Origin of the sequence: Qaidamihabitans albus (assembly GCF_016464705.1) — a bacterium.
Taxonomy (GTDB): Bacteria; Actinomycetota; Actinomycetes; order Mycobacteriales; family Pseudonocardiaceae; genus Qaidamihabitans; species Qaidamihabitans albus.
Window position 1 is genome coordinate 279,095 of record NZ_JAEHOB010000004.1, and the last position, 24,188, is coordinate 303,282.

At 70.3% G+C, this 24,188-nt stretch carries 27 protein-coding genes; 7 read left to right on the forward strand and 20 right to left on the reverse strand.

Annotation, left to right across the window (positions count from 1 at the left end):
- Window positions 1–251: 251 nt before the first annotated feature.
- The 4 genes from thpD to ectA form a co-directional block, all read right to left on the reverse strand.
- Window positions 252–1,154 carry an ectoine hydroxylase gene (gene thpD / locus JAP66_RS10320; protein ID WP_199431415.1) on the reverse strand — a complete coding sequence of 301 codons (903 nt, stop codon included), beginning with the start codon at window positions 1,152–1,154 and terminating at the stop codon, window positions 252–254.
- A gap of 198 nt (window positions 1,155–1,352) precedes the next feature.
- Window positions 1,353–1,766: an ectoine synthase gene (locus tag JAP66_RS10325; RefSeq protein ID WP_199431416.1), complete on the reverse strand. Its 414-nt coding sequence runs from the start codon at window positions 1,764–1,766 to the stop codon at window positions 1,353–1,355.
- Window positions 1,767–1,779: 13 nt separating this feature from the next.
- Window positions 1,780–3,033, reverse strand: a complete 1,254-nt coding sequence (gene ectB / locus JAP66_RS10330; RefSeq protein ID WP_199431417.1) for a diaminobutyrate--2-oxoglutarate transaminase — start codon at window positions 3,031–3,033, stop codon at window positions 1,780–1,782.
- 93 nt (window positions 3,034–3,126) lie between these two features.
- On the reverse strand, window positions 3,127–3,675 hold the full coding sequence (gene ectA / locus JAP66_RS10335; protein WP_199431418.1) for a diaminobutyrate acetyltransferase: 549 nt from the start codon (window positions 3,673–3,675) through the stop codon (window positions 3,127–3,129).
- Window positions 3,676–3,984: 309 nt separating this feature from the next.
- On the opposite strand from ectA, the gene JAP66_RS10340 reads away from it, so the two are divergent.
- Window positions 3,985–4,551: an HhH-GPD-type base excision DNA repair protein gene (locus JAP66_RS10340; protein ID WP_199431419.1), complete on the forward strand. Its 567-nt coding sequence runs from the start codon at window positions 3,985–3,987 to the stop codon at window positions 4,549–4,551.
- Between the two features lie 69 nt (window positions 4,552–4,620).
- On the opposite strand, the gene JAP66_RS10345 is transcribed toward JAP66_RS10340, so the two are convergent.
- The gene (locus JAP66_RS10345; protein ID WP_199431420.1) at window positions 4,621–5,109 is read right to left on the reverse strand and encodes a YciE/YciF ferroxidase family protein; all 489 of its coding nucleotides are present in this window, start codon (window positions 5,107–5,109) and stop codon (window positions 4,621–4,623) included.
- 97 nt (window positions 5,110–5,206) lie between these two features.
- Complete coding sequence (locus JAP66_RS10350; RefSeq protein ID WP_199431421.1) at window positions 5,207–5,866, reverse strand: winged helix-turn-helix transcriptional regulator; 660 nt, start codon at window positions 5,864–5,866, stop codon at window positions 5,207–5,209.
- Window positions 5,867–5,926: 60 nt separating this feature from the next.
- Between JAP66_RS10350 and JAP66_RS10355 the strand changes: the two genes are divergently transcribed.
- Window positions 5,927–6,619, forward strand: coding sequence for an alpha/beta fold hydrolase (locus JAP66_RS10355; protein ID WP_199431422.1), 693 nt, complete (start codon window positions 5,927–5,929; stop codon window positions 6,617–6,619).
- Here JAP66_RS10355 and JAP66_RS10360 read toward each other — a convergent pair.
- From JAP66_RS10360 to JAP66_RS10380, 5 genes are all read right to left on the reverse strand, one after another.
- Window positions 6,614–7,861 carry a DUF445 domain-containing protein gene (locus JAP66_RS10360; protein WP_199431423.1) on the reverse strand — a complete coding sequence of 416 codons (1,248 nt, stop codon included), beginning with the start codon at window positions 7,859–7,861 and terminating at the stop codon, window positions 6,614–6,616. The genes JAP66_RS10355 and JAP66_RS10360 overlap by 6 nt on opposite strands.
- A 104-nt stretch (window positions 7,862–7,965) precedes the next feature.
- Complete coding sequence (locus JAP66_RS10365; protein ID WP_199431424.1) at window positions 7,966–8,745, reverse strand: Abi-alpha family protein; 780 nt, start codon at window positions 8,743–8,745, stop codon at window positions 7,966–7,968.
- Window positions 8,746–8,792: 47 nt separating this feature from the next.
- Complete coding sequence (locus tag JAP66_RS10370) at window positions 8,793–9,107, reverse strand: hypothetical protein (protein WP_307849507.1); 315 nt, start codon at window positions 9,105–9,107, stop codon at window positions 8,793–8,795.
- Between the two features lie 183 nt (window positions 9,108–9,290).
- Window positions 9,291–9,908, reverse strand: a complete 618-nt coding sequence (locus JAP66_RS10375) for an alpha/beta hydrolase (protein WP_199431425.1) — start codon at window positions 9,906–9,908, stop codon at window positions 9,291–9,293.
- A complete protein-coding gene (locus JAP66_RS10380; RefSeq protein WP_199431426.1) occupies window positions 9,905–10,870 on the reverse strand; it encodes a ring-cleaving dioxygenase in 966 nt (321 codons plus the stop codon). The genes JAP66_RS10375 and JAP66_RS10380 overlap by 4 nt, the downstream gene beginning before the upstream one ends.
- Window positions 10,871–10,966: 96 nt before the next feature.
- On the opposite strand from JAP66_RS10380, the gene JAP66_RS10385 reads away from it, so the two are divergent.
- Window positions 10,967–11,428 (forward strand): MarR family winged helix-turn-helix transcriptional regulator, encoded by a 462-nt coding sequence (locus tag JAP66_RS10385; RefSeq protein ID WP_199431427.1) that lies wholly within the window; start codon window positions 10,967–10,969, stop codon window positions 11,426–11,428.
- 56 nt (window positions 11,429–11,484) lie between these two features.
- Here the strand turns inward: JAP66_RS10385 and JAP66_RS10390 are convergent, their stop codons facing one another.
- The gene (locus JAP66_RS10390) at window positions 11,485–13,599 is read right to left on the reverse strand and encodes an MMPL family transporter (protein WP_199431428.1); all 2,115 of its coding nucleotides are present in this window, start codon (window positions 13,597–13,599) and stop codon (window positions 11,485–11,487) included.
- A gap of 144 nt (window positions 13,600–13,743) precedes the next feature.
- Here JAP66_RS10390 and JAP66_RS10395 point away from each other — a divergent pair, with 144 nt between their 5' ends.
- Window positions 13,744–14,097 carry a metalloregulator ArsR/SmtB family transcription factor gene (locus JAP66_RS10395; protein ID WP_307849508.1) on the forward strand — a complete coding sequence of 118 codons (354 nt, stop codon included), beginning with the start codon at window positions 13,744–13,746 and terminating at the stop codon, window positions 14,095–14,097.
- The gene (locus JAP66_RS10400; protein ID WP_199431430.1) at window positions 14,094–14,588 is read left to right on the forward strand and encodes an SRPBCC family protein; all 495 of its coding nucleotides are present in this window, start codon (window positions 14,094–14,096) and stop codon (window positions 14,586–14,588) included. The genes JAP66_RS10395 and JAP66_RS10400 overlap by 4 nt, the downstream gene beginning before the upstream one ends.
- A gap of 74 nt (window positions 14,589–14,662) precedes the next feature.
- Here the strand turns inward: JAP66_RS10400 and JAP66_RS10405 are convergent, their stop codons facing one another.
- The 8 genes from JAP66_RS10405 to paaZ form a co-directional block, all read right to left on the reverse strand.
- A complete protein-coding gene (locus JAP66_RS10405; RefSeq protein ID WP_199431431.1) occupies window positions 14,663–15,328 on the reverse strand; it encodes a response regulator transcription factor in 666 nt (221 codons plus the stop codon).
- Complete coding sequence (locus tag JAP66_RS32905; protein WP_199431432.1) at window positions 15,325–16,422, reverse strand: sensor histidine kinase; 1,098 nt, start codon at window positions 16,420–16,422, stop codon at window positions 15,325–15,327. Before JAP66_RS32905 ends, JAP66_RS10405 begins: the two co-directional genes overlap by 4 nt.
- Window positions 16,423–16,514: 92 nt before the next feature.
- The gene (gene paaE / locus JAP66_RS10415) at window positions 16,515–17,597 is read right to left on the reverse strand and encodes a 1,2-phenylacetyl-CoA epoxidase subunit PaaE (RefSeq protein WP_199431433.1); all 1,083 of its coding nucleotides are present in this window, start codon (window positions 17,595–17,597) and stop codon (window positions 16,515–16,517) included.
- A gap of 5 nt (window positions 17,598–17,602) precedes the next feature.
- Window positions 17,603–18,106 carry a 1,2-phenylacetyl-CoA epoxidase subunit PaaD gene (gene paaD, locus JAP66_RS10420; protein WP_199431434.1) on the reverse strand — a complete coding sequence of 168 codons (504 nt, stop codon included), beginning with the start codon at window positions 18,104–18,106 and terminating at the stop codon, window positions 17,603–17,605.
- Window positions 18,100–18,969 carry a 1,2-phenylacetyl-CoA epoxidase subunit PaaC gene (gene paaC / locus JAP66_RS10425; protein ID WP_199431435.1) on the reverse strand — a complete coding sequence of 290 codons (870 nt, stop codon included), beginning with the start codon at window positions 18,967–18,969 and terminating at the stop codon, window positions 18,100–18,102. The genes paaD and paaC overlap by 7 nt, the downstream gene beginning before the upstream one ends.
- Before the next feature lie 15 nt (window positions 18,970–18,984).
- The gene (paaB, locus tag JAP66_RS10430) at window positions 18,985–19,269 is read right to left on the reverse strand and encodes a 1,2-phenylacetyl-CoA epoxidase subunit PaaB (protein WP_199431436.1); all 285 of its coding nucleotides are present in this window, start codon (window positions 19,267–19,269) and stop codon (window positions 18,985–18,987) included.
- Window positions 19,266–20,213 (reverse strand): 1,2-phenylacetyl-CoA epoxidase subunit PaaA, encoded by a 948-nt coding sequence (gene paaA / locus JAP66_RS10435; RefSeq protein ID WP_199431437.1) that lies wholly within the window; start codon window positions 20,211–20,213, stop codon window positions 19,266–19,268. The genes paaB and paaA overlap by 4 nt, the downstream gene beginning before the upstream one ends.
- Complete coding sequence (gene paaZ / locus JAP66_RS10440; protein ID WP_199431438.1) at window positions 20,210–22,246, reverse strand: phenylacetic acid degradation bifunctional protein PaaZ; 2,037 nt, start codon at window positions 22,244–22,246, stop codon at window positions 20,210–20,212. Before paaZ ends, paaA begins: the two co-directional genes overlap by 4 nt.
- 229 nt (window positions 22,247–22,475) lie before the next feature.
- On the opposite strand from paaZ, the gene paaI reads away from it, so the two are divergent.
- Window positions 22,476–22,895, forward strand: a complete 420-nt coding sequence (gene paaI / locus JAP66_RS10445; protein WP_199431625.1) for a hydroxyphenylacetyl-CoA thioesterase PaaI — start codon at window positions 22,476–22,478, stop codon at window positions 22,893–22,895.
- Window positions 22,892–24,178 carry a phenylacetate--CoA ligase PaaK gene (paaK, locus tag JAP66_RS10450; RefSeq protein ID WP_199431439.1) on the forward strand — a complete coding sequence of 429 codons (1,287 nt, stop codon included), beginning with the start codon at window positions 22,892–22,894 and terminating at the stop codon, window positions 24,176–24,178. The genes paaI and paaK overlap by 4 nt, the downstream gene beginning before the upstream one ends.
- The last annotated feature ends 10 nt before the right edge of the window (window positions 24,179–24,188 follow it).

A 24,188-nucleotide genomic window follows, 5' to 3' on the forward strand; every position in this document is an offset into this window, starting at 1 on the left:
GGACTCGCGGACACGAATACGGCCCCGTGCCATCAGTCCCGATCTGATGGCGCGGGGCCGTACTCGATCTCGATTCGCACATCGTTGCCAGCAGCGACCCGGGATTCACCCCGAGCAAGGAAGACCCCGGGCCGCCGGCGGCAACGACTACCTCACCGGCAGCGCCAACGAGGTGGCGACACGGTAACAGGCTGCGCAGAACCGGTCACGACCGGCCCCGCACAGCCTGCTACCAGTCGACTACCGTCGCGTCAGCGCGTCACCGGGGTGAAGTCGCGGCTGCCGATGAAGGTCGGCCGCGGCCGCCCGGCAGCGAACGGCTCGACGAGCGCGTTCTCGACGCTGTTGAACACCAGGAAGATGTTCGAGCGCGGGTACGGCGTGATGTTGTTGCCGGACCCGTGCATGACGTTGGAGTCGAAGAACAGCGCGGAGCCCGCCGGGCCGGTGAACTGCTCGATGCCGTGCTCGGCGGCGAGCTTGGTGATCTCGTGCTCGCTCGGCACGCCGATCTTCTGTTCCTTGAGCGATGTCTTGTAGTACTCGTCCGGCGTCTCCCCGACACACTGCACGAACGTGCGCTGGGAGGACGGCATCAGCATCAGGCCGCCGTTGAACGGGTAGTTGTCGGTGAGCGCGATCGAGCAGCTCACCGCACGCGGGCGCGGCATGCCGTCCTCGGCGTGCCAGGTCTCGAAGTCCGAGTGCCAGTAGAAACCGGACCCCTTGAAGCCCGGCATGTAGTTCACCCGGCTCTGGTGCACGTACACATCGGAGCCGAGAATCTGCCGTGCCCGGTCGAGAATCCGCGGATCCCGGACCAGCTCGCTGATCAGCTCGCTGATCTTGTGCACCTCGAAGATCGAACGGACCTCGCCGTACTGCTTCTCGGTGATCACGCGCTCGTCGGCCTTCAGCTGTTCATCCGACGAGAGCCGTACGAGTTCCTGCCAGTAGCCCTGCACCTCGGCAGGCGAAAGCAGGCCCTCGACGATCGAGTAACCCTTGGTGTCATGTGAGGCGAGGGTGGCCGCGTCGATCGGGCCATCGGATTCGCTGCCCCAGACGGTCGGATCCGTCCGATCGAGCAGCTTCGCCTCGCCGGCGATACGGGTCGGGTAACTGTCCTCAACACGGCTCTCAGTGAGAGTCAAATTACTCGCCTCCTACGAGTGCCACTTTGTACTTTGATCTTTTCTTTCTGCGCCCCATTCGGTCGTGGTGTGGGGGACGTCAGCCGGGTCGTGGGTGGTTACCCGTTCGGGGAACCGGTAACCACTCACCACCCGGCTGCGGCGCCGATCATGCCGCAGCGGGCGGCCGAGGTCCAGAGCGAGAATGCTCTGCGGAACCTAACTGCTCTGTGCCGCCTCGTCGTCCTCTTCCCGGACGACCGGGTACACGCCGTTCTCGTCGTGCACCTCCCTACCGGTCACCGGCGGGTTGAACACGCACACGGTCTTCATGTCCGTCTTCGGCCGCACCTGGTGCTTGTCGTGGTTGTTCAGCAGGTAGAGGCTGCCGGGCCGGAGCTGGTGCGTCTCGCCGGTCTCCTTGTCGGTGATCTCGCCTTCACCCTCGTAGACGAAAACCGCCTCGATGTGGTTCGCGTACCAGAAGTCGTTCACGGTTCCCGCGTAAAGCGTGGTCTCGTGCACCGAGAAGCCGGCCTTCTCCTTGGCGAGAATGATCCGCTTGCTGCGCCAGTTCGGGGTCTTGATGTCGGCGTCGGTATCGGTGACGTCGTCGAGGGTCCGGACGATCAACGTGCTCTCCTTCTCACTGGGCCAGTACGGCCTTGACGGACTCCGTGATGATCTCAAGGCCCTGGGTGAACTCGGCGTCGGTCGTGGTGAGCGCCGGAAGCAGCTTCATCACCTCGCCGTCGGGGCCGGAGGTCTCCATCAGCAGACCACGTTCGAAGGCAGCCGCGCAGACCTTGCCTGCCAGCTCGCCACTCGGGAACTCGAGCCCCCTGGCGAGGCCGCGGCCCTTGGCGCTGAGCTGCGCGTCCGGGTAGGTCTGGGCGATCTCGGACAGCACGGTGCCGACCCGCTCGCCCTTGGCCTTGGTGGACTTCTCCAGCTCGTCGTCGGTCCAGTAGGTCCGCAGCGCCTCGGTGGCGGTGACGAAAGCGGGGTTGATCCCGCGGAAGGTGCCGTTGTGCTCGCCGGGCGCCCACACGTCCAGGTCGGGCCTGATCAGCGTCAGCGCCATCGGCAGGCCGTACCCGCCGATCGACTTCGAGAGGCAGATCATGTCCGGCTTGATCCCGGCCTCCTCGAAGCTGAAGAACGGGCCGGTACGGCCGCAGCCCATCTGCACGTCGTCCAGGATCAGCAGGATGTCGTGCCGCTTGCACAGCTCGGAGAGGCCCTGGAGCCACTCCAGGCGGGCCGCGTTGATGCCGCCCTCGCCCTGCACGGACTCCACGATCACGGCGGCCGGCTCGTTGAGCCCGCTGCCGGAGTCCTCGAGCAGCCGCTCGAAGTACAGGAAGTCGGGGTAGGCACCCTGGAAGTACCGGTCGTACGGCATCGGGGTGGCGTGCACGAGCGGGATGCCCGCGCCGCCGCGCTTCATCGAGTTACCCGTGACCGACAGCGCGCCCAGCGTCATGCCGTGGAAGGCGTTGGTGAAGTTGATGACCGACTCCTTGCCGGTCACCTTGCGCGCAAGCTTCAGCGCCGCCTCGACCGCGTTGGCCCCGCCGGGCCCCGGGAAGATCACCTTGTAGTCCAGCGAGCGCGGCTTGAGGACGACCTCGTTGAGAGTCTCCAGGAAGTCACGCTTCGCGACGGTCATCATGTCGAGCCCGTGGGTCACGCCGTCGCGGGAAATGTAGTCGATCAGTGCCTTCTTCAGCACCGGGTTGTTGTGCCCGTAGTTGAGCGCTCCGGCACCGGCGAAGAAGTCGAGGTACGCCTTGCCGTCCTCCGCGTAGAGCCAACTGCCTTGCGCCCGATCGAACACAACCGGCCAGCCACGACTGTAGCTGCGCACCTGGGATTCGAGCGTTTCGAAGATGCTCACGCTTGCTCCGTCTCTTGCATTTGCGGGCGAATTGTCTTCTGCCAGTTCACCCGGGCGGCCGGCCGTGCGGCCGCCGTGATCACGTGCGTTCTGTTAATGGTCCGCCGCGTTCGGGCGAACGAGCGGACCGATCCGGAAGATGTCCTCCGGTTCGTGCTCGTCCGGAAATTCGGCGGCGGCGAACAGCTCCGACCGCTCGAGCGCGGCGTTCCACCGCTTGGCGAAGGACTCGAACAGCCGGATCGACGCCTGGTTGTCCGGCGTGATGGTCGTGTCCAGGTACCGCACTCCCTCGTCGACGAGGCGGGTGAACAGCGCATCCAGCAGTTTACCGGCCAGCCCCAGGCCGCGCTGTGACGCGTCGACGGCGACCTGCCAGACGAGCGCGGCCTCCGGCGCCACCGGCCTGCGGTAGCCGATGACGAACCCGACGACCTCCCCGTCCACGCGCGCGACAACCGAGGTGTCGGCGAAATCGCAGCACCACAACAAGTAGGTGTACGAGGAGTTCAGATCCAGCTTTTGTGAATCACGTGCTATTCGCCAGAGGGCCGCGCCATCCGCCTTCGACGGGTTTTCGATCACCACGTGGCCGGCCGCGTGTTTGTCGCCGTTGGCACGCTCCGTGTGCTTTCCGGACATATCTGTGCAACCTAACAGAATGCGTTACGCGGTTCAGCTCACGCACGGCGACGGCAGGCGACCTACCTGCAATGACACCGAAACACATGTGACAATGCCGACAGAGATGTACCAAATGAGCCTGAAATATGATATATGCGCAGCTCATCGCCACCGCTGTGACATCAGCGGCCGAAGCTCTCAAGGTAGTGGTAATGCGGCGGATATGCGAGCGTGCAGCCGGACGAACACGTACGGTGACCGCCAGGTGCTCGGAGGACGGGCCGCCGCCCCGTGTGCTCCGCCGCCCTGACGTGCGAGGATGAGGCCATGCCCAGGAAGTTGCGCCTGACCGGCGACGCCGAGGCCGACAGGCTGCTCAGCGATGACCCGTTCGCCCTGCTGACGGGCATGCTCCTCGATCAGCAGATCGCGATGGAGGTCGCCTTCATCGGCCCGAAGAAGATCGCCGACCGGATGGGCGGGTTCGGTGTCACGAAGATCGCCGAGGCCGACCTCGACCAGTTCGTGGAGCTGTGCGTGCAGAAGCCGGCCATCCACCGCTACGGCGGCTCCATGGCCCGCCGGGTGCATGCGCTCGCCCAGCACATCGTGGAGAACTACGACGGCAGGACCGAGCGGATCTGGAAGGCCGGCAAGCCGGACGGCGCCGAGGTGCTCAAGCGGCTGAAGGCGCTTCCGGGTTTCGGTGAGCAGAAGGCCCGCATCTTCCTCGCGCTCCTGGGCAAACAGCTGGGCGTCCGGCCCGAGGGCTGGCGGGAGGCGGCCGGCGCCTACGGCGACGAGGGCGCCCATCGCTCCATCGCGGACGTGACCAGCGCCGAGTCCCTCGCCGAGGTCCGCGCGTTCAAGAAGGCGGCCAAGGCGGCCAAGTAGGCCACGCCGGCAGCGAAGAGACCGCCGGCGGGAAGGCGCGCGGCGGTCCCCGGTGTACGCCCGGAGGCGTCAGCTCGCCGCCGCTCCGACCGTCTCCCTGACGGCCCCGGGCAGCTGCTGCTCCAGGAAGCGGGCCATCTCCTCCTCCTGGCGGAGGATTCCGGTGAGCTTCCCGCTGACCTCCTCCTCGCCGATCTGCCGGGCCGCGTCGATCAGGGCCCGGTAGGTCGCGATCTCGAAATGCTCTGCCGCGTAGTCGGCGACGGCGTTCTTCACCATCGTGTCCCCGGCCGGCTTGTTCAAGTTGCCCTGCATCGCGCCGAACATGCTGGCGAAGGCGCTCTTGCTGCCGGAGACCTGGCCGCCGAGCGACTCGATGCACTCGCGGACCGTCGCGGCCTGATCACGGGTCTCCTGGATGTGGCGCTGGATCCGCTCGTGCACCTCTTCGTTCTCGCCCTGCGCGTCCTTGGCGTGCCGCTCCAGGGTCTCCTCCAGCGCCTGCTCCATCGCGTAGGCGTCATTCAGCCACGTGATCACCTGGTCTCGGCTGCTCATTGGCGCACTCCTTTCCGTCGTGTGCGAGCCTCTCCCGGCGTACCCACCGGGGCACGGCCCAACTCGGCCGTGCCGGTGGCACACACCACCGGCGGCGCTAGCCCGGCGGAGCGGTCGCGAGCGCGGGACGCGGGAACAGGGCGAGGAACCGCTCGGCGGCGGCCCGGTCACCCCCGACCTCGATGTCGCCGTCGCGCAACGCGTCGTCGAGCGCGCGGCCACCGAACATCAGCGAGCGCAGTGTGGCGACGTCGGCGCGCAGGACGGCGTCCGCCCGCTCCGGCCTGCCCCTGGCGATCTCGAGGCTGGCGTCCGCGACCTCGGCGCGCAGTAGCTCACCGGCCAGCGACAGTTCGTAGGTCGCGGACATCCCGGCAGCGGCCCGCTGGTCGAACGTGGTCCGCAGCGCCAGCACCAGCGCGCCGGCGCTGAGCTCCGCGACCGACGTCAGCGGTGTGCGGCTGCCCCAGCGGGCCAGCTCCAGCAGCACGGGTTCGAGGCGCCTGCCGTGCTCGGTGAGCTCGTACGTCCGCGCGTCCGCGGGCGGGCCGAGGACCCGGCGCCGCAGGACCCCTGCCGTCTCCAGGTCGCGCAGGCGCTGGGAGAGCACGTTCTGGCTCACCGAGGGCAGGCCGCGCCGCAGGTCGGCGAACCGCTTCGGGCCGAGCAGCAGCTCCCGCACCACCAGCAGCGCCCACCGTTCGCCGACCAGGTCGAGGGCGCGGGCGAGACCGCACGGATCGTCGTAGCTACGCATGCTTTCAATTCTATACCTGCTGGTGCTACTTTAGGACCACCTGAGACAGGGAGGTCCCCGATGGCCACGTTCGTCCTTCTGCACGGAGCCGGGTCCGACTCGTGGTACTGGCACCGTGTGCTCCCGGAGCTACGCGCCCGCGGGCACGAGGTGCTCGCGCCTGACCTGCCGTGCGACGACGACTCGGCCGGGCTCGCCGAGTACGCCGATGTCGTGGTGGACGCGATCGGCGAGCGCACCGGCGTCGTGCTGGTGGCCCAGTCGATGGCCGGGTTCACCGCCCCGCTGGTGTGCGAGCGGGTTCCGGTGGAGCTGATGGTGCTCGTCGCCGCGATGGTCCCCCTACCCGGCGAGCCGCCCGGCGAGTGGTGGGCGAGCACCGGGCACGAGCGGGCGCGGCGGGAGCTCGACGAGCGGCAGGGCCGCGACCCCGACGCCGAGTTCGACCCGTACGTGACGTTCCTGCACGACGTCCCCGCGGAGATCGTGGCCGGGGGCGAGGACCACGTCCGTGACCAGTCCGGCACGCCGTTCGAGAAGCCGTGGCCGCTCGTCGCGTGGCCGGACGTACCGACCAGGTTCCTGCTGTGCCGCGACGACCGCTTCTTCCCCGCGGACTTCCAGCGCCGGGTCCTCCGCGAGCGGCTGGGCATCACACCCGACGAGATGCCGGGCGGTCACCTTCCCGCCCTGGCCCGGCCCGGGGAGCTCGCCGAACGCCTGCACGGCTACTGGACCGGCTTGCAGTCATGACGTGAGGTGCAGGACCACCTGCACCTGCAGCTCACCGAACGCCGCGCCGAGCAGCGCGCCGGTCGCGATGAGGATCCATTCGTCCTGCTGGAACGCGGGCCGCAACAGGCCCTCGAACTCGTCGGCGTCGAGCTCCTTCATCTTGGTGACCAGCACGTTGCGGATGTCCATCGCATCGCCCGCGTAGTCCTCGATGTAGCGCATCGTCTCCGGCAGCCGCGCCATGATCTGCTCGGTGATCCGGGCCTTCATCTCCTGGTAGCGCCTGCTGCCCACGGCCAGCACCACCAGCGGCTTCGCGATGCCGGCCTGCCTGGCCAGCTCGTCGTCGACCTTGCGCTGGATCAGGCCGACGACCTTGTCCGAGAGCGGGCCGCGCAGGACCGCCTCGATCACGTTCCGCGGGGTGATGATCTCCTTCGCGATCAGCTCCGCGTATGCCTCCGACACCTCGGCCCGCCGCTTGTGGAACAGGCCCTGCCACTCGAACAGGCCGAAGTAGCGCACCGGCCGTTTCGGCCGGAAGATCATCTTCAGCGCGAGCCAGTCGGTGAACCAGCCGATGAAAAGGCCGAACAGCGGCATGATGATCGGGATCTTGAACAGCACCCAGACGATCATCTGCACGACGCCGATCAGCCCGCCGAAGAACAGCCCGGACCGGGCGATGAACTGGAACTCCTTGCGGCCCGCCTCCTGGAAGATCCGGTTCAGCAGTGCCTTGTCCTTCACCAGGCTGGTGACGACCATGTCTTTGAGGTCGAAGACGCTGTCGATGTCCTGCTTGACGGCCTCCATGACGCCGGCCACCATCTTCGGCGTCTCCGTCTGCACCCGGTGGATCACCATGCGCTGTACCCGGCCGGGCAGTGACTCCCACAGTCCCGGCTGGTACTGGGCGGCGATGTCCCTGACGATCTCGTCGGCCGCGGCGCGCAGCGGTGTCTCGATCTCCCTGGCGATGCGTTCGGGATCGAGCCGGTTCACCACGTCGCCGGGCCGGACGAGCTGGCGCGTCATGGTGTCGCACGCGATACCGGCCATGCGGGCCGCCCGTTTCGGCACGATGCCCTGCCAGCCAAGGAACGGCTTGACGCCGACGAAGTCGAGCGGCTGGAACATCATCCGGATCGCGACGAGCTTGGTCACGTAGCCGATCAGCGCGGCGGCCACCGGGATCGAGCAGTAGACGGGCCAGTACCTGGCGAAGTCGTCGGCGACCGCACGCAGGTACTCGTCCATCCAGCACCACCGCCCTCCGCCGAGGTGGGTGACATGATCACACGACCGGGCGGTTCACGCACCTGCTTGCTGGGGCATTTCCCCAGCTAGCGGCGCCGCGATCACTACCGGGTCGGGTCGCACGCCTGCCAGAAGCCAGCGCCGAGCCGCGAGATCCGGACCGTGCCACGGACGTACTTCGGCCGCCTGACCTGTTCCTCGGCGGCGCGCACCACCTCGTCGGTGAGCAGGATCTCGTACTGGGTGTCCAGCGCGGGCGACTCCTCGTCGGCGTCGGCGAGACCGAGCGCGATCACCCGGGTGAGGTAGGCGGGCACGTGATCGGGCAGGCGGACACCCGCGGCCTTGCCGACCGTCGAGGCGTTGCGCAGCACGACGCGGCCCGCGCCGCCCAGGCTGGTCCGCTCGGCGATGTCGAGCAGCGGGAACGGAGTGCCGTCGGACAGCGCGGAGAGGATGCGCGCCTCGTCCGGGGTGAGCTGGCGGAGGATGAGCGCGTAGAGGTAGTCGCGGGCCTGTTCACGGTCGAAGCCGACCGAGCGGCTGAGCAGCTCCGCCATCGCGGCCCGCAGCGGTTCGGGGCGGTCGCCGTCGGGCACCACGGCGGTCGTGGTGGTCGTGGTGGCCGCGGCGGCCTGCCCGTTGCCGCTGAACCTGGTCTTCGAGGCGGCCGTGGCCGACGAGGCGTCGGCGAGCGCGGCGAGGTAGGGGTCGTCGACCCCCTCCAGCCTCCGCCGCAGCTCGCTGAAGGCGATACGTTCGAGGGAGCGCAGGCTCCGCTCGGCGGTGCCCGCGCCGGGCAGGCGCCTACCCAGCGTGTATCCGGTGCGCGCGGCCCAGCCCGCGACCTTGCCGGCTCGCCGCGCCAGGTCCTCGGAGTTCACGGCGGCTCCTCCCCTCGACTGATCGCGCTGATGCTACCCGTGGGTAGTCACTTCTCCTCATCGCGCTTGTCGTCGAGGAAGCCCCAGTTCTGGAGGGCGTCGCGGATGAAGTCCGCGCCGATGCCGTTCGCCTCGTCCGCGTTGCCCCTGGCCCGCGCGGGGCGGTCGTCGGGCTGCTCGACCACCCGCTCCCGCTCCGCATGCGGATGTGTCCAGTGGCCCCCGCAGCCGTTCGGGCAGGGCATCTCGATCGTGCGCAGCACCCCCGACTCCTGCGGCTGCTGCCAGGAGAGGGTGCCGGAGTCCCTGCACAGCGAGCACTCGCTACTTGGGGACCTGTCCGAGCCCGCCGCAGCTGCCACAGGGGTCCTTCCGGTTGGGTGCGAGCCCGGAGCCGTGGCACCGCGGGCAGTCGACCATGTCGCCGAACTCCATCGTCACATCTCCCCCCGCGCGCGGAAAGTCGAATGCGTTCGTCGCGCTCGCTTTCATTCTTGCATTTCGCGGGTGGAATGCGTAGCCGTCGTGCTACCGACGAATTTCGATCAACCTGGCGGTGCCAACCAGGTCCGTGCGGCCTCGAAGCCGTCGACGCTGATCTGGTGCCCGCCGTCGTGCCGGTGGGTGCTCACCTCGGCCGAACGCTCCCGCAGCAGCGCGATGAGCCGTTCGGTGGAATCGAGAGGCGCCATCGGATCACGCTTTCCGTTGGAAAGGAATACGCGGGTGCCGCTGAGGTCGTGCACGGGCGGGTCGGGCACCGGCAGCATCGCGGCGAACAGCGCCGCCTCGGTGAGCACGTCGGGCCGCAGCAGCAGCACGGCGGCGGCGATGTTGGCCCCGTTGGAGAAGCCGACCGCGACCGTTCTGCGCCCGGCGAGATCGTAGCGCTCGCGGGCCTCGACCAGGAATTCGGCGAGCTGGCCCGCCCTGTACACCACGTCCTCGACGTCGAAGACGCCCTCGGCGAGGCGGCGGAACCACCGCGCGGCGCCGCCCTCGGAGACCGGTCCCGCCGGCGCGAGCATCGGCGAGGCCGGGCTGAGCTCCTTGCCGAGCCCGAGCAGGTCGTCCGGCCCGCCGCCGGTGCCGTGCAGCAGCAACAGCACCGGCGCGTCCCGGTCGCCGTCGTGGAAGCGGTGTTCCAGCGAGAGCTCGCTCATGTGCGCACCGCGTTGTTCTCGGCAGGCAGCTCCAGCTCGGGCAGCATCGCCTGAATCTGCTCGCGGTTCGGCTCCAGCCACGGCGGCAGCTTGAGCGCGCGGCCCAGTTCGAGCAGCGGCTCGTCGATCGAGAAGCCCGGCTGGTCGGTCGCGATCTCCAGCAGCGTGCCGCCCGGCTCGCGGAAGTAGATCGACCGGAAGTACTGGCGGTCCATGATCGACGTGACCCCGACCCCGCGGCTGACGAGCTCCTCGCGCCAGGCCGCCTGGGTCTGCTCGTCCGGTGCACGCCAGGCGACGTGGTGCACGGTGCCGCCCGCGACGAGGCCCTTCGGGGCGTCCGGCGTCACGAGCACGTCGACCAGCGCGCCGGGACCGCCCGCACCGGCGTGGAAGCGGAAGCGGTTGCCGTCCTCGGCCGCGAAGCTCAGCCCGAGCCCCTCGGTGAGCATTCCCGCGGTGGCGTCCTCGCGGGAGACGGAGAGCGTCACCGAGTGCAGGCCGCGGATCGCGTGCTCGCCGGGGACGAGCGGGGTGTCCCACGGGTCGCGCGGGTCGCCCTGCGGGTGCGCGACCAGTGCCAGCGGCAGCCCGTCCGGGTCGCGGAAGCTCAGCACGTCCTCGTCGTCGCGGTTGGTGACGCGGCTCGTCTCGACGCCCGCGGCCTCCAGGTGCCGCTTCCACCAGCCGATCGACTGCTCCGGCACGGAGAAGGACGTCGTGGTGGCCTGGCCGGTGCCGATCCGGCCGCGCGGCACGTCGCGCCACGGGAAGAACGTCAGCAGCGTGCCCGGCTTGCCGGACTCGTCGCCGTAGTAGAGGTGGTAGGTCCCGGGGTCGTCGAAGTTGACGGTGGTCTTCACCAGCCGCAACCCCAGCGTTCGCAGGTAGAAGTCGGCATTGCGCTGCGGGTCGCCGCCGATGGCGGTGACGTGGTGCAGGCCGCTGGTCCTGAACGACATGGCTCTCTCCTTCGGAGCGGGTATCTCCCACGCTAATCCCAGAACCTCTCGCGCGCAAGATATATTCCCGGAAGGTACCTGGGTTACACTCGCCCCGTGCCGACGGAACCTGACGACGACGAGATCGTCACCTGGTGGGGACTGGTGATCGAGGGCTACCTCGCCACGCAGGACCGCCTGATGGGAGAGATCGCCGAACGCTTCGGGCTCGCGCCCGCGTCATTCGACATCCTGATCCGGCTGGTGCGCTCGCCCGGCAGGCGGATGCCGATGACCAGGCTGGCCAGGGAGGCCGCGCTGTCCAGCGGCGGGTTCACCAAGGTCGCGGACCGGCTCGTCGCGGCGGAGCTGATCCGCCGCGTGCCGAGCCCGGAGGACCGGCGGGTGACCTACGCCTGCCTGACCGAACACGGCAGGCAGGTCGCCGAGGACGCCCGCAAGGCGTGCGCGGACATCCTCCGCAGGACCGTGCTGGAGCCGCTCGGGCCGGACGCGTCCGAGGCGCTCGCGGAGGCCATGCGCACCCTGCGTGCCGTGAACGGGCGCCAAAGCTCGTGAGTGCGCACACGAGTTCACTGTGTCCTGCGGGACACCCGCACCCGGGCGCTGCGCACTCACGAGGCTTTGGGCTCCAGCGAGATCTCCGGCAGCACGCGAGCGAGTCCGCGCGGCAGCCACCACGCCCGGTCGCCGAGCAGCCGCATGACGGCGGGCACGATCAGGCAGCGGATCACGAACGCGTCGAGCAGCACGGCGACCGCGAGCCCGAGGCCGAACTGCCGCAGCATCCGGTCCGGGCTCAGCACGAACGCGCCGAAGACCACGATCATGATCGCCGCGGCGGCCGTGATGACCCCACCGGTGCGGGCCAGCCCCTCGCGCACGGCATGTGCCGCGTCGCCCGTGCGACGCCACTCCTCGTGCATCCGGGAGACCAGGAAGACCTCGTAGTCCATGGAGAGCCCGAACACGATCGCGAAGATCATCACCGGGACGAACGCCCCGATCGGGCCCGCCTGCGCGCCGAGCATCCCCTCGCCGAAGACGAGCGTGATCACGCCGAGGCTCGCCCCGATGCTGAGCAGGTTCAGCACGGCCGCCTTGAGCGGGATGAGCACCGAGCGGAACAGGGCCATCAGCAGCAGCGCGGACAGTCCCACGACCACGAGCACGAACAGCGGCAGCCTGGCGCCGACCGCGGCGGCGAAGTCGTCGGCCGCGGCAACCGAGCCGCCGACGAGGTAGGTCGCTCCGGTGCGTTCGGCGAGCTCCGGCAGCACCTCGCCACGCAGCCGGTCGACGAGCTCGTGCGTGGCCTCCGCCTGCGGTGCGCTGTCCGGGAACACGAGCGTGGTGGAGACCTCCCCACCGGGCAGCGGCTGCGGTGGGGTGGCGCTCGCGACGCCCTCGGCGCCTTCGAGCGTCCGGGCCAGCGGACCCGCCTCGCCCTCGGACACGACGATCAGGGGTCCGTTGAAGCCGGGGCCGAAGCCCTCGGCGAGCAGGTCGTAGGCCTGCCTGCTGGTCTGGCCGGGCGCCTCGGTGCCCGCGTCGGCGAAACCGAGCCGCATGTCCAGCGCGGGCAGCGAGAGGGCGCCGAGCGCGACGACCGAGAGCACCAGCGGCACCCAGGGGCCACGCTGGACGCGGGCGGCGAGCCGCCGCCAGCCCTCCCCGTGCGTACGCCGCTCGGCGCGCCGCCGGACGGCACGCTCGATGCGGCGGCCGAAGACGGAGAGCAGCGCCGGTAGCAGCGTGACCGAGGCGGCCATGGTGACCAGGACGGTCAGTGCGACGGCGAGCGCCACTCCCTGCAGCGAGCCGAGCCCGAGGGCCAGCAGCCCGAGCAGCGCGATGATCACCGTGCACCCGGCGAAGAGCACCGAGCGGCCCGCGGTGTCCAGCGCGGCCCTGGCGGCACGGTCGCGGTCGTGCCCGGCAAGCAACTCCTCGCGGTAGCGGGAGAACACCAGCAGCGCGTAGTCGATCCCGACACCGAGCCCGACGAGCATCATCAGCGGCGGCGCGTACGAGGGCATGTCCATCAGGTGCGACACCAGCACGATCACGCCGAGGGTGCTGCCCACCGCGAAGATCGCGGTGACCACCGGGAGGCTCGCGGCGAGCAGCGAGCCGAACATGAAGACGAGGATGACCAGCGCGGCGAGGATGCCTGCGCCTTCGGCGGCGCCACCCGCGCCCTCCTCGGCGTTGCGGATGACGTCCCCGCCGAGTGCCACCCGCAGGCCGCCGCCCTCGGCCGCCTCGGCGGTCTCGATGAGCGTGCGCACGTCCTCGACCGGGACGTCCGCGGCCTCGGCGTCGAGCGCCACCGTGGCGTAGGCGACCGTCCCGTCCGGAGCGATCGCCCCAGGCGAGTCGTAGGGACTCTGCACGGCGGCGACGTGCGGCAGCGTGCGCACCTCGGACAGCAGGCCCTCGACCCGGTCGCGGACGGCCCTGACTCCCTCGTCGTGCGCCACGACCAGCTGGACGGACTCCCCGGCGCGGGAGGGCGCGTGCTCGCGCAGGGTTTCGATCACCTGCTGCGACTCGGTGCCGGGCAGCGAGTGATCGTCGCGGTAGTCGCTGCCGACGATCTGCGCGGCGAGCGTGATCACGCCGAGCACGACGACCCACAGCGCCAGCGCGGCCCAGCGATGGCGCTGGGCGAACCCGGCGAGCCGATCCAGCCGGCCGGGCGAGGGAGAGGACACCGATGTGTTCATGCGCGGAGCATGCGGTAACGGCCGCCCCCGGCACGTCGTTCCACGGGATGCACCTGCCCCGCGACCCGGGTCGGCCCCGCACCCGGTGCCGTACGCCGGAAGTTGTACTGGTAAATGCGTAACCCATCGGTTACGCTTTTGCTCGTGGAGGCGGCCAACGCGATCGCGGACCCGGTCCGGCGGGAGATCCTGGTGCTACTGCACGAGGGCCGCCGGACGGCGGGCGAGATCGCCGAGCACTTCCCCATCAGCAGGCCCGCGATCAGCCGTCACCTGCGGGTGCTGCGGGAGAGCGGACTGGCCCGCGCCGAGTACACGGGCAGGCAGCGGTTCTACGTGCTCGATCCGGCGCCGCTGGCCGAGCTCGCCGACTGGCTCGCTCGGTTCCAGCGCCCGGAGCCCTGGCGGCAACGGTTCGACGCGCTGGAGACCGAGGTTCATCGCACGCGGCGGGAGCATGCCGCGCGGCACCCCGAAGAGAAGGAGAGCACCGCATGAAGCCCACACCCACCGGCCGGATCTTCCCGACCACCAGCGGCTACGACCTCGTCGTCACCCGCACGTTCCGCGCCCCGGCCGACGACGTCTGGGCGAGCGTCACCGAGCCCGAGCGCACGGCCAGATGGTTCGGCCCGTGGAAGGGCGAGGCCGGTCCCGGCCGCACCATCCAGGTGCAGATGGCCTTCGAGGAGGAGGCGCCCTGGTGCGATCTGCGGGTCGACGCCTGCGAGCCGCCGACCCACCTGGCCGCGTCGATGACCGACGAGGCCGGGACGTGGCGGATGGAGCTGAACCTTTCCGAGACCGGCGGCACGACGGAACTGCGCTTCGTCCAGCACCTGGACAGCCCGGCCGGGGCAGGCGAGATCGGCCCGGGCTGGGAGTACTACCTGGACATGCTGGTCGCCGCGCGGGCGGGCGAGCCGCTGCCGGACTTCGGCGACTACTACCCGGCACAGCAGGCGTACTACCAGGAGCAGGCGGGCTGAGCACCGCGGCCCGGCACCGGTCGTGAGTGCGGAGACGAGTTCTGACTCGCGTAGCCACTCACGACCGCACCCGGTCAGTCCAGCCAGCCGGGAGTCACCATCGCCGACTCGTAGGCGAGCACCACCAGCTGCGCGCGGTCACGCACCCGCAGCTTCGCCATGATCCGGCTGACGTGCGTCTTCGCGGTGGCGGGCGAGAGCACGAGCCGCTGCGCGATCTCGTCGTTGGAAAGGCCCTCCGCGACGAGCGTCAGCACCTCGCGCTCGCGTTCGGTCAGCGCGTTGAGCCGCGGGCTCGGCGCGGGACGGGCGGCCCATCCCGCGAACTCCGCGATCAGCCTGCGGGTCACCCGCGGCGCGAGCAGGGCGTCGCCGCGTGCCACCACGCGGACGGCGTGGATCAGCTCCATCGGCTCGGTGTCCTTGACCAGGAAGCCGCTCGCTCCCGCGCGCAGCGCCCCGTAGACGTAGTCGTCGACGTCGTAGGTGGTGAGGATGACGACCTTGACGCCGTCCAGCCGGTCGTCGGCCGCGATGCGCCGGGTCGCCTCCAGCCCGTCCGCACCGGGCATCTGGATGTCCATCAGCACCACGTCCGGAAGGTGCTCGCGGGCGACGCGGACGACGCTGTCGCCGTCCGCTGCCTCCGCCACCACCCGGATGTCGTCCTCACCGTCCAGGATGGACCGGAACCCGGCACGCACCAGGTGCTGGTCGTCGGCGAGCACCACGCTCGTCACGCCGACACCCCCTGCGGGAGCCGGACGCTGACCCGGAAGCCGCCCCCGTCGTGGCGGCCCGCCGTGAGCTCACCGCCGAGCGCGCCGACCCGCTCGCCGAGGCCGCGGATGCCGTGCCCGGCACCGGCCGGGCGCTCCGGCGCGCCCCGGCCGTCGTCGTCGACCTCGACCCGCACCTCGTCCCGGCCGTACCGGATGTGCACGGTGGCGCTGCTCGCCCCGGCGTGCCGCCGGACGTTCGTCAGCGCCTCCTGCACCACCCGGTACGCGGTCAGGTCCGCGTCAGGGGAAAGCGGCCTGCGTTCGCCGGCCACCTCGGTGCGCACGGACAGTCCCGACGCGCGGACCTGCTCGATCAGCTCGTCGAGCCGCGCGAGCCCGGGGCCGTCGGCGTCGGCCTGCCGCAGCACGCCGAGGGTCGTGCGCAGCTCCCGCAGGGTCTGCCTGCTCGACTCCTTGATCACGTCGAGTGCCCGTTCCGCCTGCCCGGGATCCTGCTGGATCCGGTGCAGCGCCGCACCCGCCTGCACGTTGATGAGGGAGAGGTTGTGCCCGAGCACGTCGTGCAGTTCCCTCGCGATGTGCAGCCGCTCCTCCGTCGCGGCGCGCTGCTCGACCTCCCGCAGGTAGGCGTGCCGGGTGTGCCGCGCGCCGCCGAGCGCCACCACGGCGACCAGCCAGCCGGCGAGCATGACCAGCGCGACGTCGTCGACGTTGCGGACGTCGCCGACGGCCTCGCCGTAGCCGGTCGCGAGCAGCGCGGCGGTGGCCAGCGCCCCGGCCGACACGAGATGTCCCCTCGCGGCGACCGTGTAGAGCGAGACCACGAAGGTGAGCAGCAGCGGGCCGTCCGCGGTGACCAGCGGGTAGTACAGCGCGCAGGCCACGAACGTCCCGACGGCGACCGCGACCGGGTACCGGCCGCGCAGTGCGAGCAGCCCGCAGCCGGTGAGCAGCAACGTCCAGCCCAGCACGCCCGGCGAGCCGCCCGCACCGCCGAACGGCATGGGCAGCACGGTGCCGCCCACGACGATCACCGCGACCCCGGCGGCGAGCGCGGCGTCACGGGTACGGGAACCAGGTGCCATCGGCATGGCCACAGCGTCGCAGAACCCGCGCCGCCGGACATCCGGGAAGGCCCCTAAGGCTCGTGAGTGGCTACGCGAGTTCTAACTCGTGTGCGCAGTCACGAGTCGTAGTCGACCGTGACCGCATCCGACACCGGCAGCGACTGGCAGGTGAGCACGAAACCGGCCGCCACCTCGTCGGCCTCCAGCGCGAAGTTGCGGCGCATCGCCACCTCGCCCTCGACCACCTTCGCGCGGCACGTGCCGCACACCCCGCCCTTGCACGCGAACGGCAGGTCCGGCCGCGATCGCTGCGCACCGTCGAGCACCGGGGTGCCCTTCGCGCTGAGCACCGTGGTCAGCCGTCCGTCGAGCCGCACGGTGAGCTCGGCCGTCTCCCCGGCGATGACCGCCTCCTCGTGCCGAACCGGCTCCGGCGGCACATCGTCGACGAAGAACAGCTCCTGGTGCACCCGCTCGGCCGCCACGCCGTGCCGGGCCAGCACGTCTTGCGCGTCGGTGACCATCCCGTACGGCCCGCACAGCCACCAGTGGTCCACCCGCTCCGGCTCGGGCAGCAGCCGCAGCAGTGCGGTCAGCTTCTCCGCGTCGAGCCTGCCGGTGAACAGCTCGACCTCGCGCGGCTCCCGCGACAGCACGTGCACCAGCTCCAGCCGCGCCGGGTAGCGGTCCTTCAGATCGGCCAGCTCGTCGGCGAACATCACCGTCTCGGTGCGCCGGTTGCCGTAGATCAGCGTCACCGTGGTCGCGGGCTCACGCAGTACGGACGCCGCGATCGAGAGCACCGGCGTGATCCCGGACCCGGCCGCGATCAGCACGTGGTGCGCAGGCCGCGCCAGGTCGGGGGTGAAGCCGCCGGTGGGGGTGCCCACCTCGATCTCGTCACCCGGCCGGACCTCCCGCACCAGCCAGGTCGAGAACAGCCCGTCCGGCACCTCCCGCACCCCGATGCGCGGCTTCGCCCCGGCGGGCGCGCAGATCGAGTAGGAGCGCCGCTCCTCACGCCCGTCGATGGTGCGGCGCAGCGTCAGCGACTGGCCGGGCCGGAAGTCGTACTCGGCGGCGAGCTCGGGCGGCACGTCGAAGGAGACCGCGACGGCGTCGTCGCACAGCCGCGTGACCTCGGCGACGGTCAGCGGGTGAAAGCTCGTGCGGAGCCTCGGTTTCGCCGGTGCGCTCACAACTCTCACAGCTCCTTCATGTGCTCGAACGGCTCCGCGCAGGCACGGCAGCGGTGCAGGGCCTTGCACGCGGTCGCGCTGAACCGCGAGAGCTCCTCGGTCTCCGCCGAACCACAGCGCGGGCAGCGGACGCGGCGCACCGTGGGACCCAGCGTCAGCGGCACCGGTCCCGGCCGCGCGGCCGGTGCGTCACCCGGCGGCGCGATCCCCGCATCGGCGAGCTTGCGCCGTCCGGCCTCGCTGATCCAGTCGGTGCTCCACGGCGGGTGCAGCACCGTGCGCACCTCGACTTCGTCGTAGCCCGCCGCGTGCAGGGCGTGCACCAGGTCGTCGCGCATCGTGTCCATCGCCGGGCAACCGCTGTAGGTCGGCGTGATCGAAACGATCACCGTGCCGCCGGACTCGGAGACCTCCCGCAGCACGCCGAGGTCGGCGAGCGTGAGCATCGGCAACTCCGGGTCGGTCACCGTCTCGGCGACCGCCCGTGCGTCGCGCAACGCGGTCACCATGTGCCCTCCGGATGCGCTCGCGCCACGCTTTGCAACTCCGCCAGCAGGTAGCCCATCGCCTCGGTGTGCACGCCGTCGCGTCCGGTCCGGCCCGCGACGCCCGCCCGCGCGGCGACGTCCGGAACGTCCAGCGTCGCCGCCGCGAGCACCTGCGCGATGACGTCGTCGAACTCCGCGCGCAGCGTCGAGGGATCGACGGCCACCCCGGCCTCGGTGAGCCGGAGCTCGATCTCGTGCGGCACGAAAAGCTCGCCGACGAAGGGCCAGACGCGTTCCAGGCCCTCCCGTATCCGCTCGCGTGAGTACTCCGTGCCGTCACCGAGCCGCACCGCCCACTGGGCGGCGTAGTCGCGGTGGTAGGTGACCTCCTTGACGCCCTTGGCGGCGATGGCCGAGAGCACGGGGTCCCGGGAGTCCGCCAGCCGGCTCAGCAGCGCGAGCCGCCACGTGGCGAACACGAGCAGCCGGGCGATCAGCTTGCCGAAGTCGCCGCGTGGCAGCTCGGCCAGCCGCACGTTGCGGAATTCGTGCTCGTCGCGGAAGAACGCGTAGTCGTCCTCGCCCCGGCCGCCGCCCGCGCGGGCGAGCAGCAACCGCGCCTGACCGAGCAGGTCGAGCCCGATGTTGGCGATCGCGACCTCGTCCTCCAGCTCCGGCGCGTTCGTGCACCACTCCTGCAACCGGTGCGACACGATCAGCGCGTCGTCACCGAGCATCAGGCAGTAGGCCGTCAGGTCCGCGGCGTCCACACCGGACGGAACGGCGGTGTCCATACCGGACAGCGGATCCTCGAATCCGGTACCGAAGGCCCACCGGGAGCTGTTCTCCTCGGTGATCGCCTCGTAGGCGTTGTCAAAAGACACAGCAAGACATCCCTTTCACATGTGTGGGACGTCGTCGGGAATGTCGTAGAACGTGGGGTGCCGGTACACCTTGTCCCCGCTTGGCGCGAAGAACGGGTCCTTCTCGTCCGGGCTGGAGGCGGTGATGTCCGCGGCCTTGACCACCCAGATGCTCACGCCCTCGTTACGGCGCGTGTAGAGATCGCGCGCATGGTGCAGCGCCATCTCGTCGTCCGCGGCGTGCAGTGAGCCGACGTGGACGTGGTTCAGCCCTCGCTTGCCCCGCACGAAGACCTCGTACAGCGGCCAGTCGCTTCTCATGCCACCGACTCCTTGATCTTCGCCGCGTGTGCCGCGGCCGCCTCCCGCACCCACGCGCCGCCGTCGTGCGCCGCGCGCCGGTGGGCGACCCGCTCGGCGTTGCACGGACCGTTGCCTGCGAGCACCTGCTTGAACTCGGACCAGTCGATCTCACCGAAGTCGTAGTGCCCGCGCTCGGCGTTCCACTTCAGGTCCTCGTCCGGCAGGGTCACCCCGAGCGCGTCCGCCTGCGGTACCGACATGTCGACAAAGCGCTGGCGCAGCTCGTCGTTGGTGTGCCGCTTGATCTTCCACGCCATCGACTGCTCGGTGTTCGGCGAGTCGCCGTCGGGCGGGCCGAACATCATCAGCGACGGCCACCACCAGCGATCCGTCGCCTCCTGCACCATCCGGCGCTGACGCTCGGTGCCGCGCATCATCGTCATCAGCAGCTCGTAGCCCTGCCGCTGGTGGAACGACTCCTCCTTGCAGATCCGGATCATCGCCCTGGCGTAGGGCCCGTAGCTGCTGCGGCACAGCGGCACCTGGTTGCAGATCGCCGCGCCGTCCACCAGCCAGCCGATCACGCCGACGTCGGCGAAGGTCAGCGTCGGGTAGTTGAAGATCGACGAGTACTTCTGCCTGCCGTTGACGAGCTTGTCGGTCAGCTCGGCCCGGTCGGCGCCGAGCGTCTCCGCCGCCGAGTACAGGTAGAGCCCGTGCCCGGCCTCGTCCTGCACCTTGGCCAGCAGGATCGCCTTGCGCCGCAACGAAGGCGCGCGGGTGATCCAGTTGCCCTCCGGTTGCATGCCGATGATCTCGGAGTGCGCGTGCTGCGCGATCATCCGGATCAGCGTCTTGCGGTAGGCCTCGGGCACCCAGTCACGCGGCTCGATCCGCTGGTCGTGCTCGATGGTCCGCTCGAAGTGCCGTTCGAGGTCCTGTTCCGGCAGTGTCGCGGTCATCGGGTGGCCTCCTTCGCGACCAGGGTCAGCACGTCGTACCTCGCCACCGACTCACCCTCGGCGTTGGTCACGTCGGTGTCCCAGCGCACCTCGCCGTAGTCGGCGTTCTCGCGCGGGGTGATCTGCCTGGCGGTGAGCGTCACGGTCAGCTCGTCCCCCGGCTTGACCGGGGTGAGGAACCGCAGGTTCTCCAGGCCGTAGTTGGCGAGCACCGGTCCGGGCTCAGGCGAGACGAACAGCCCTGCGGCGAACGACACCACCAGGTAGCCGTGCGCGACGATCCCGCCGAACAGCGGGTTCGCCTCGGCCGCGGCCTGGTCGGTGTGCGCGTAGAACGTGTCGCCGGTGAACTCGGCGAAGTGCGCGATGTCCTCCGGGGTCACGGTGCGCGGGCCCGCCACCACCGTGTCGCCGGTCCTGAGCTCGGCAAGCGATTTGCGGAAGGGGTGCACGCCGTCGTCGTTGCGGGGTGCGCCGGGCACCCACCGCCCGGTGACCTCGCCGAGCACCCTGGGACTGGCCTGCACGGCCGTGCGCTGCATGTGGTGCAGCACGCCGCGGATACCGCCCATCTCCTCGCCGCCGCCCGCGCGGCCGGGACCGCCGTGCACGAGGTTGGGCAGCGGCGAGCCGTGCCCGGTCGACTCCTTCGCGTCCTCGGAGTCGAGCACCAGCAGCCTGCCGTGCCACGGCGCGACGCCGAGCACGACGTCGCGGGCGAACGCGGCGTCGCCGGTGACCACCGAGCCGACCAGGCTGCCGTGCCCGCGCGCGGCGAGCTCGACCACCTGCTCGGTGGAGGTGTAGGGCAGTAGCGTGCTGACCGGGCCGAACGCCTCGACCTCGTGCGGTTCGGCCCGCTCGGGGTCGTCGGCGCGCAGCAGCACGGGCGAGACGAAGGCGCCGCGCTCGGGGTCGGCGTCGACCACGTCGACGTGCTCGGGGTCGCCTGACACGATCCGCGCCGCGTCGAGCAGCGCCTTCAGCGACCGGCGCACCTCCTCGCGCTGTTCGAGGCTGGCGAGCGCGCCCATCCGCACGCCCTCGCTCGCCGGGTTGCCGACGGTGACCTTCGCGAGCCGCTCGCTCGCGGCCCGCGCCACGTCGTCGATCAGCTCCGCGGGCACGAACGCGCGCCGGATGGCCGTGCACTTCTGCCCGGCTTTGACGGTCATCTCGGTGACGAGCTGCTTGACGTAGAGGTCGAACTCGGGCGTTCCCGGGCCCGCGTCCGGGCCGAGGATCGAGAGGTTGAGCGAGTCGGCCTCGGCGTTGAAGCGCGTCGCGTTGCGCACGAGGGCCGGGTGCGAGCGGAGCCGCTGCGCCGTCGCGGCCGAGCCGGTGAACGACACGAGGTCCTGCGACGTGACGTGGTCGAGCAGGTCACCGGCGCCGCCGCAGACCAGTTGCAGCGAGCCCTCGGGCAGCAGCCCGGACTCGACGACGAGCTCGACGAGGCGGTGGGTGAGGTAGGCGGTCTGGCTCGCCGGCTTCACCAGGCTGGGCACCCCGGCGAGGAACGCGGGGGCGAACTTCTCCAGCGGCCCCCAGACGGGGAAGTTGAAGGCGTTGATCTGCACGGCGACGCCGCGCAGCGGGGTCGCGATGTGCTGGCCGACGAACGTGCCGCCCTTGCCGAGCGGCTCCACGTCGCCCTCGACGTAGACGGTGTCGTTGGGCAGCTCGCGCCTGCCCTTGCTCGCGTAGGCGAACAGCACGCCGATGCCGCCGTCGATGTCGAACTTCGAGTCGCCGAGCGTGGCGCCGGTGCGCGCGGAGAGCGCGTACAGCTCGTCGCGGTGCTCGCGCAGGTGCGAGGCCAGCGCCTTGAGCAGCGCGGCCCGCTGGTGGAAGGTCAGCTCACGCAGCGCGGGGCCGCCGACCGCCCTGCCGTGTGCCAGCGCGGCACCCATGTCGATCCCGGCCGACGAGATCCGGGCGACCTCCTCCCCCGTGCCGGCGTCGTACAGCGGGGCACCCTCGTCCGACGGCGCGTGCCAGGCGCCGGAGACGTAACTGCGCAGCGAACCCATCAGGGGCCGACCTCCTCGTCGAGCCGGGAGCATGAATAACCAACCGTCCGTTCAGTAATTCATGGTAGCGCCTCGAACGTCCCCGGCAAAGTCGTGAGCGCCTACACGAGTTCTAACTCGTGTGCGCACTCACGAGGCTTGACATGCCGAGGGGGCCATATCCAGTATTAACCGTCCATTCGGTCAGTTCGCGAGGGTGGGAACTGTGGCAGGCAACGCCGCGCACGAGATGTTCGCCGTCGACGAGGCTTCCCGCGCCCTCGGCATCGAGCTGATCGAGGCGGGCGAGGGCCGCGCGGTGGCGGGCATGCGGGTCACCGCCACGATGGTGAACGGCCACGACATCGCACACGGCGGCTACGTGTTCCTGCTCGCCGACACCACGTTCGCGTGCGCCTGCAACAGCCACGGCCCGGTGGCGGTGGCCGCCGGGGCGGAGATCTCGTTCGTCGCCGCCGCCCGGCTCGGCGACCGGCTCGTCGCCACGGCCGAGGAGCGCACCCGGTACGGGCGCAACGGCATCTACGACGTCACCGTGCACCGCGACGATCCGGCCGGGCGCACGGTCGTCGCCGAGTTCCGCGGCCGCAGCCGCGTCATCGGCAGGTCGGTACCTGCCGAACCAAGGACGGACGAAGGAGTCACGTGACACAGCTTGATCCCGCCGAGCGGCTCGATACCGGTGAGCTGCGAGCTCTGCAGCTCGAACGCCTGCGGTGGACCCTGCGCCACGCCTACGAGAACGTCCCCTTCTACACCAAGAAGTTCGACGACGCGGGCGTGCGCCCCGAGGACTGCAGGGAACTCGCCGACCTCGCGAGGTTCCCGCTCACCACCAAGCACGACCTCCGGGACAACTACCCGTTCGGCATGTTCGCCGTGCCGCAGGAGCAGGTGCGCCGCATCCACGCCTCCAGCGGCACCACCGGCAAGCCCACGGTCGTCGGCTACACCGGGGCCGACATCGACAACTGGGCGACCGTGATGGCCCGCTCGATCCGCGCCGCGGGCGGGCGGCCGGGCCACAAGGTGCACGTCGCCTACGGGTACGGGCTGTTCACCGGTGGCCTCGGCGCCCACTACGGGGCGGAGAAGCTCGGCTGCACGGTCATCCCCGCATCGGGCGGCATGACCACCCGGCAGGTGCAGCTCATCACCGACTTCCGGCCCGAGATCATCATGGTGACCCCGTCCTACATGCTCACGCTGCTCGACGAGTTCGAGCGGCAGGGGATCGACCCGCGCACCAGTTCACTGCGCGTGGGCATCTTCGGCGCGGAGCCGTGGACCGAGCGGATGCGCGCCGAGATCGAGGAGCGGGCAGGCATCGACGCGGTGGACATCTACGGGCTCTCCGAGGTGATGGGACCCGGCGTCGCCCAGGAGTGCGTGGAGACCAAGGACGGCCTGCACGTCTGGGAGGACCACTTCTATCCCGAGGTGATCGATCCGGTGGACGGGAACGTGCTCGGCGAGGGTGAACACGGCGAGCTGCTGTTCACCTCCCTCACCAAGCAGGCCCTGCCGATCATCCGTTACCGCACCCGCGACCTCACCCGGCTGCTGCCCGGCACCGCACGGCCGGCGTACCGGCGGATGGAGAAGGTCACCGGCCGCTCCGACGACCTGATCATCCTGCGCGGGGTCAACGTCTTCCCGACCCAGATCGAGGAGATCGTGCTGCGCACCGACGGCCTCGCCCCGCACTTCCAGCTCATGCTGACCAAGCGGGAGCGGCTGGACCACCTGACCGTGCAGGTGGAGGCCAAGGCAGACACCCCGGCCACCCGCAGGGACGCCGCGGCGGCGGAGATCGTGGCCCAGGTCAAGGACGGCGTCGGAGTGAGCGTGGACGTCGCCGTCGTCGATCCGGACACCCTCGAACGGTCGATGGGCAAGATGCGCCGGGTGATCGACAAGCGCCGGGCTTGAGATACTGCCC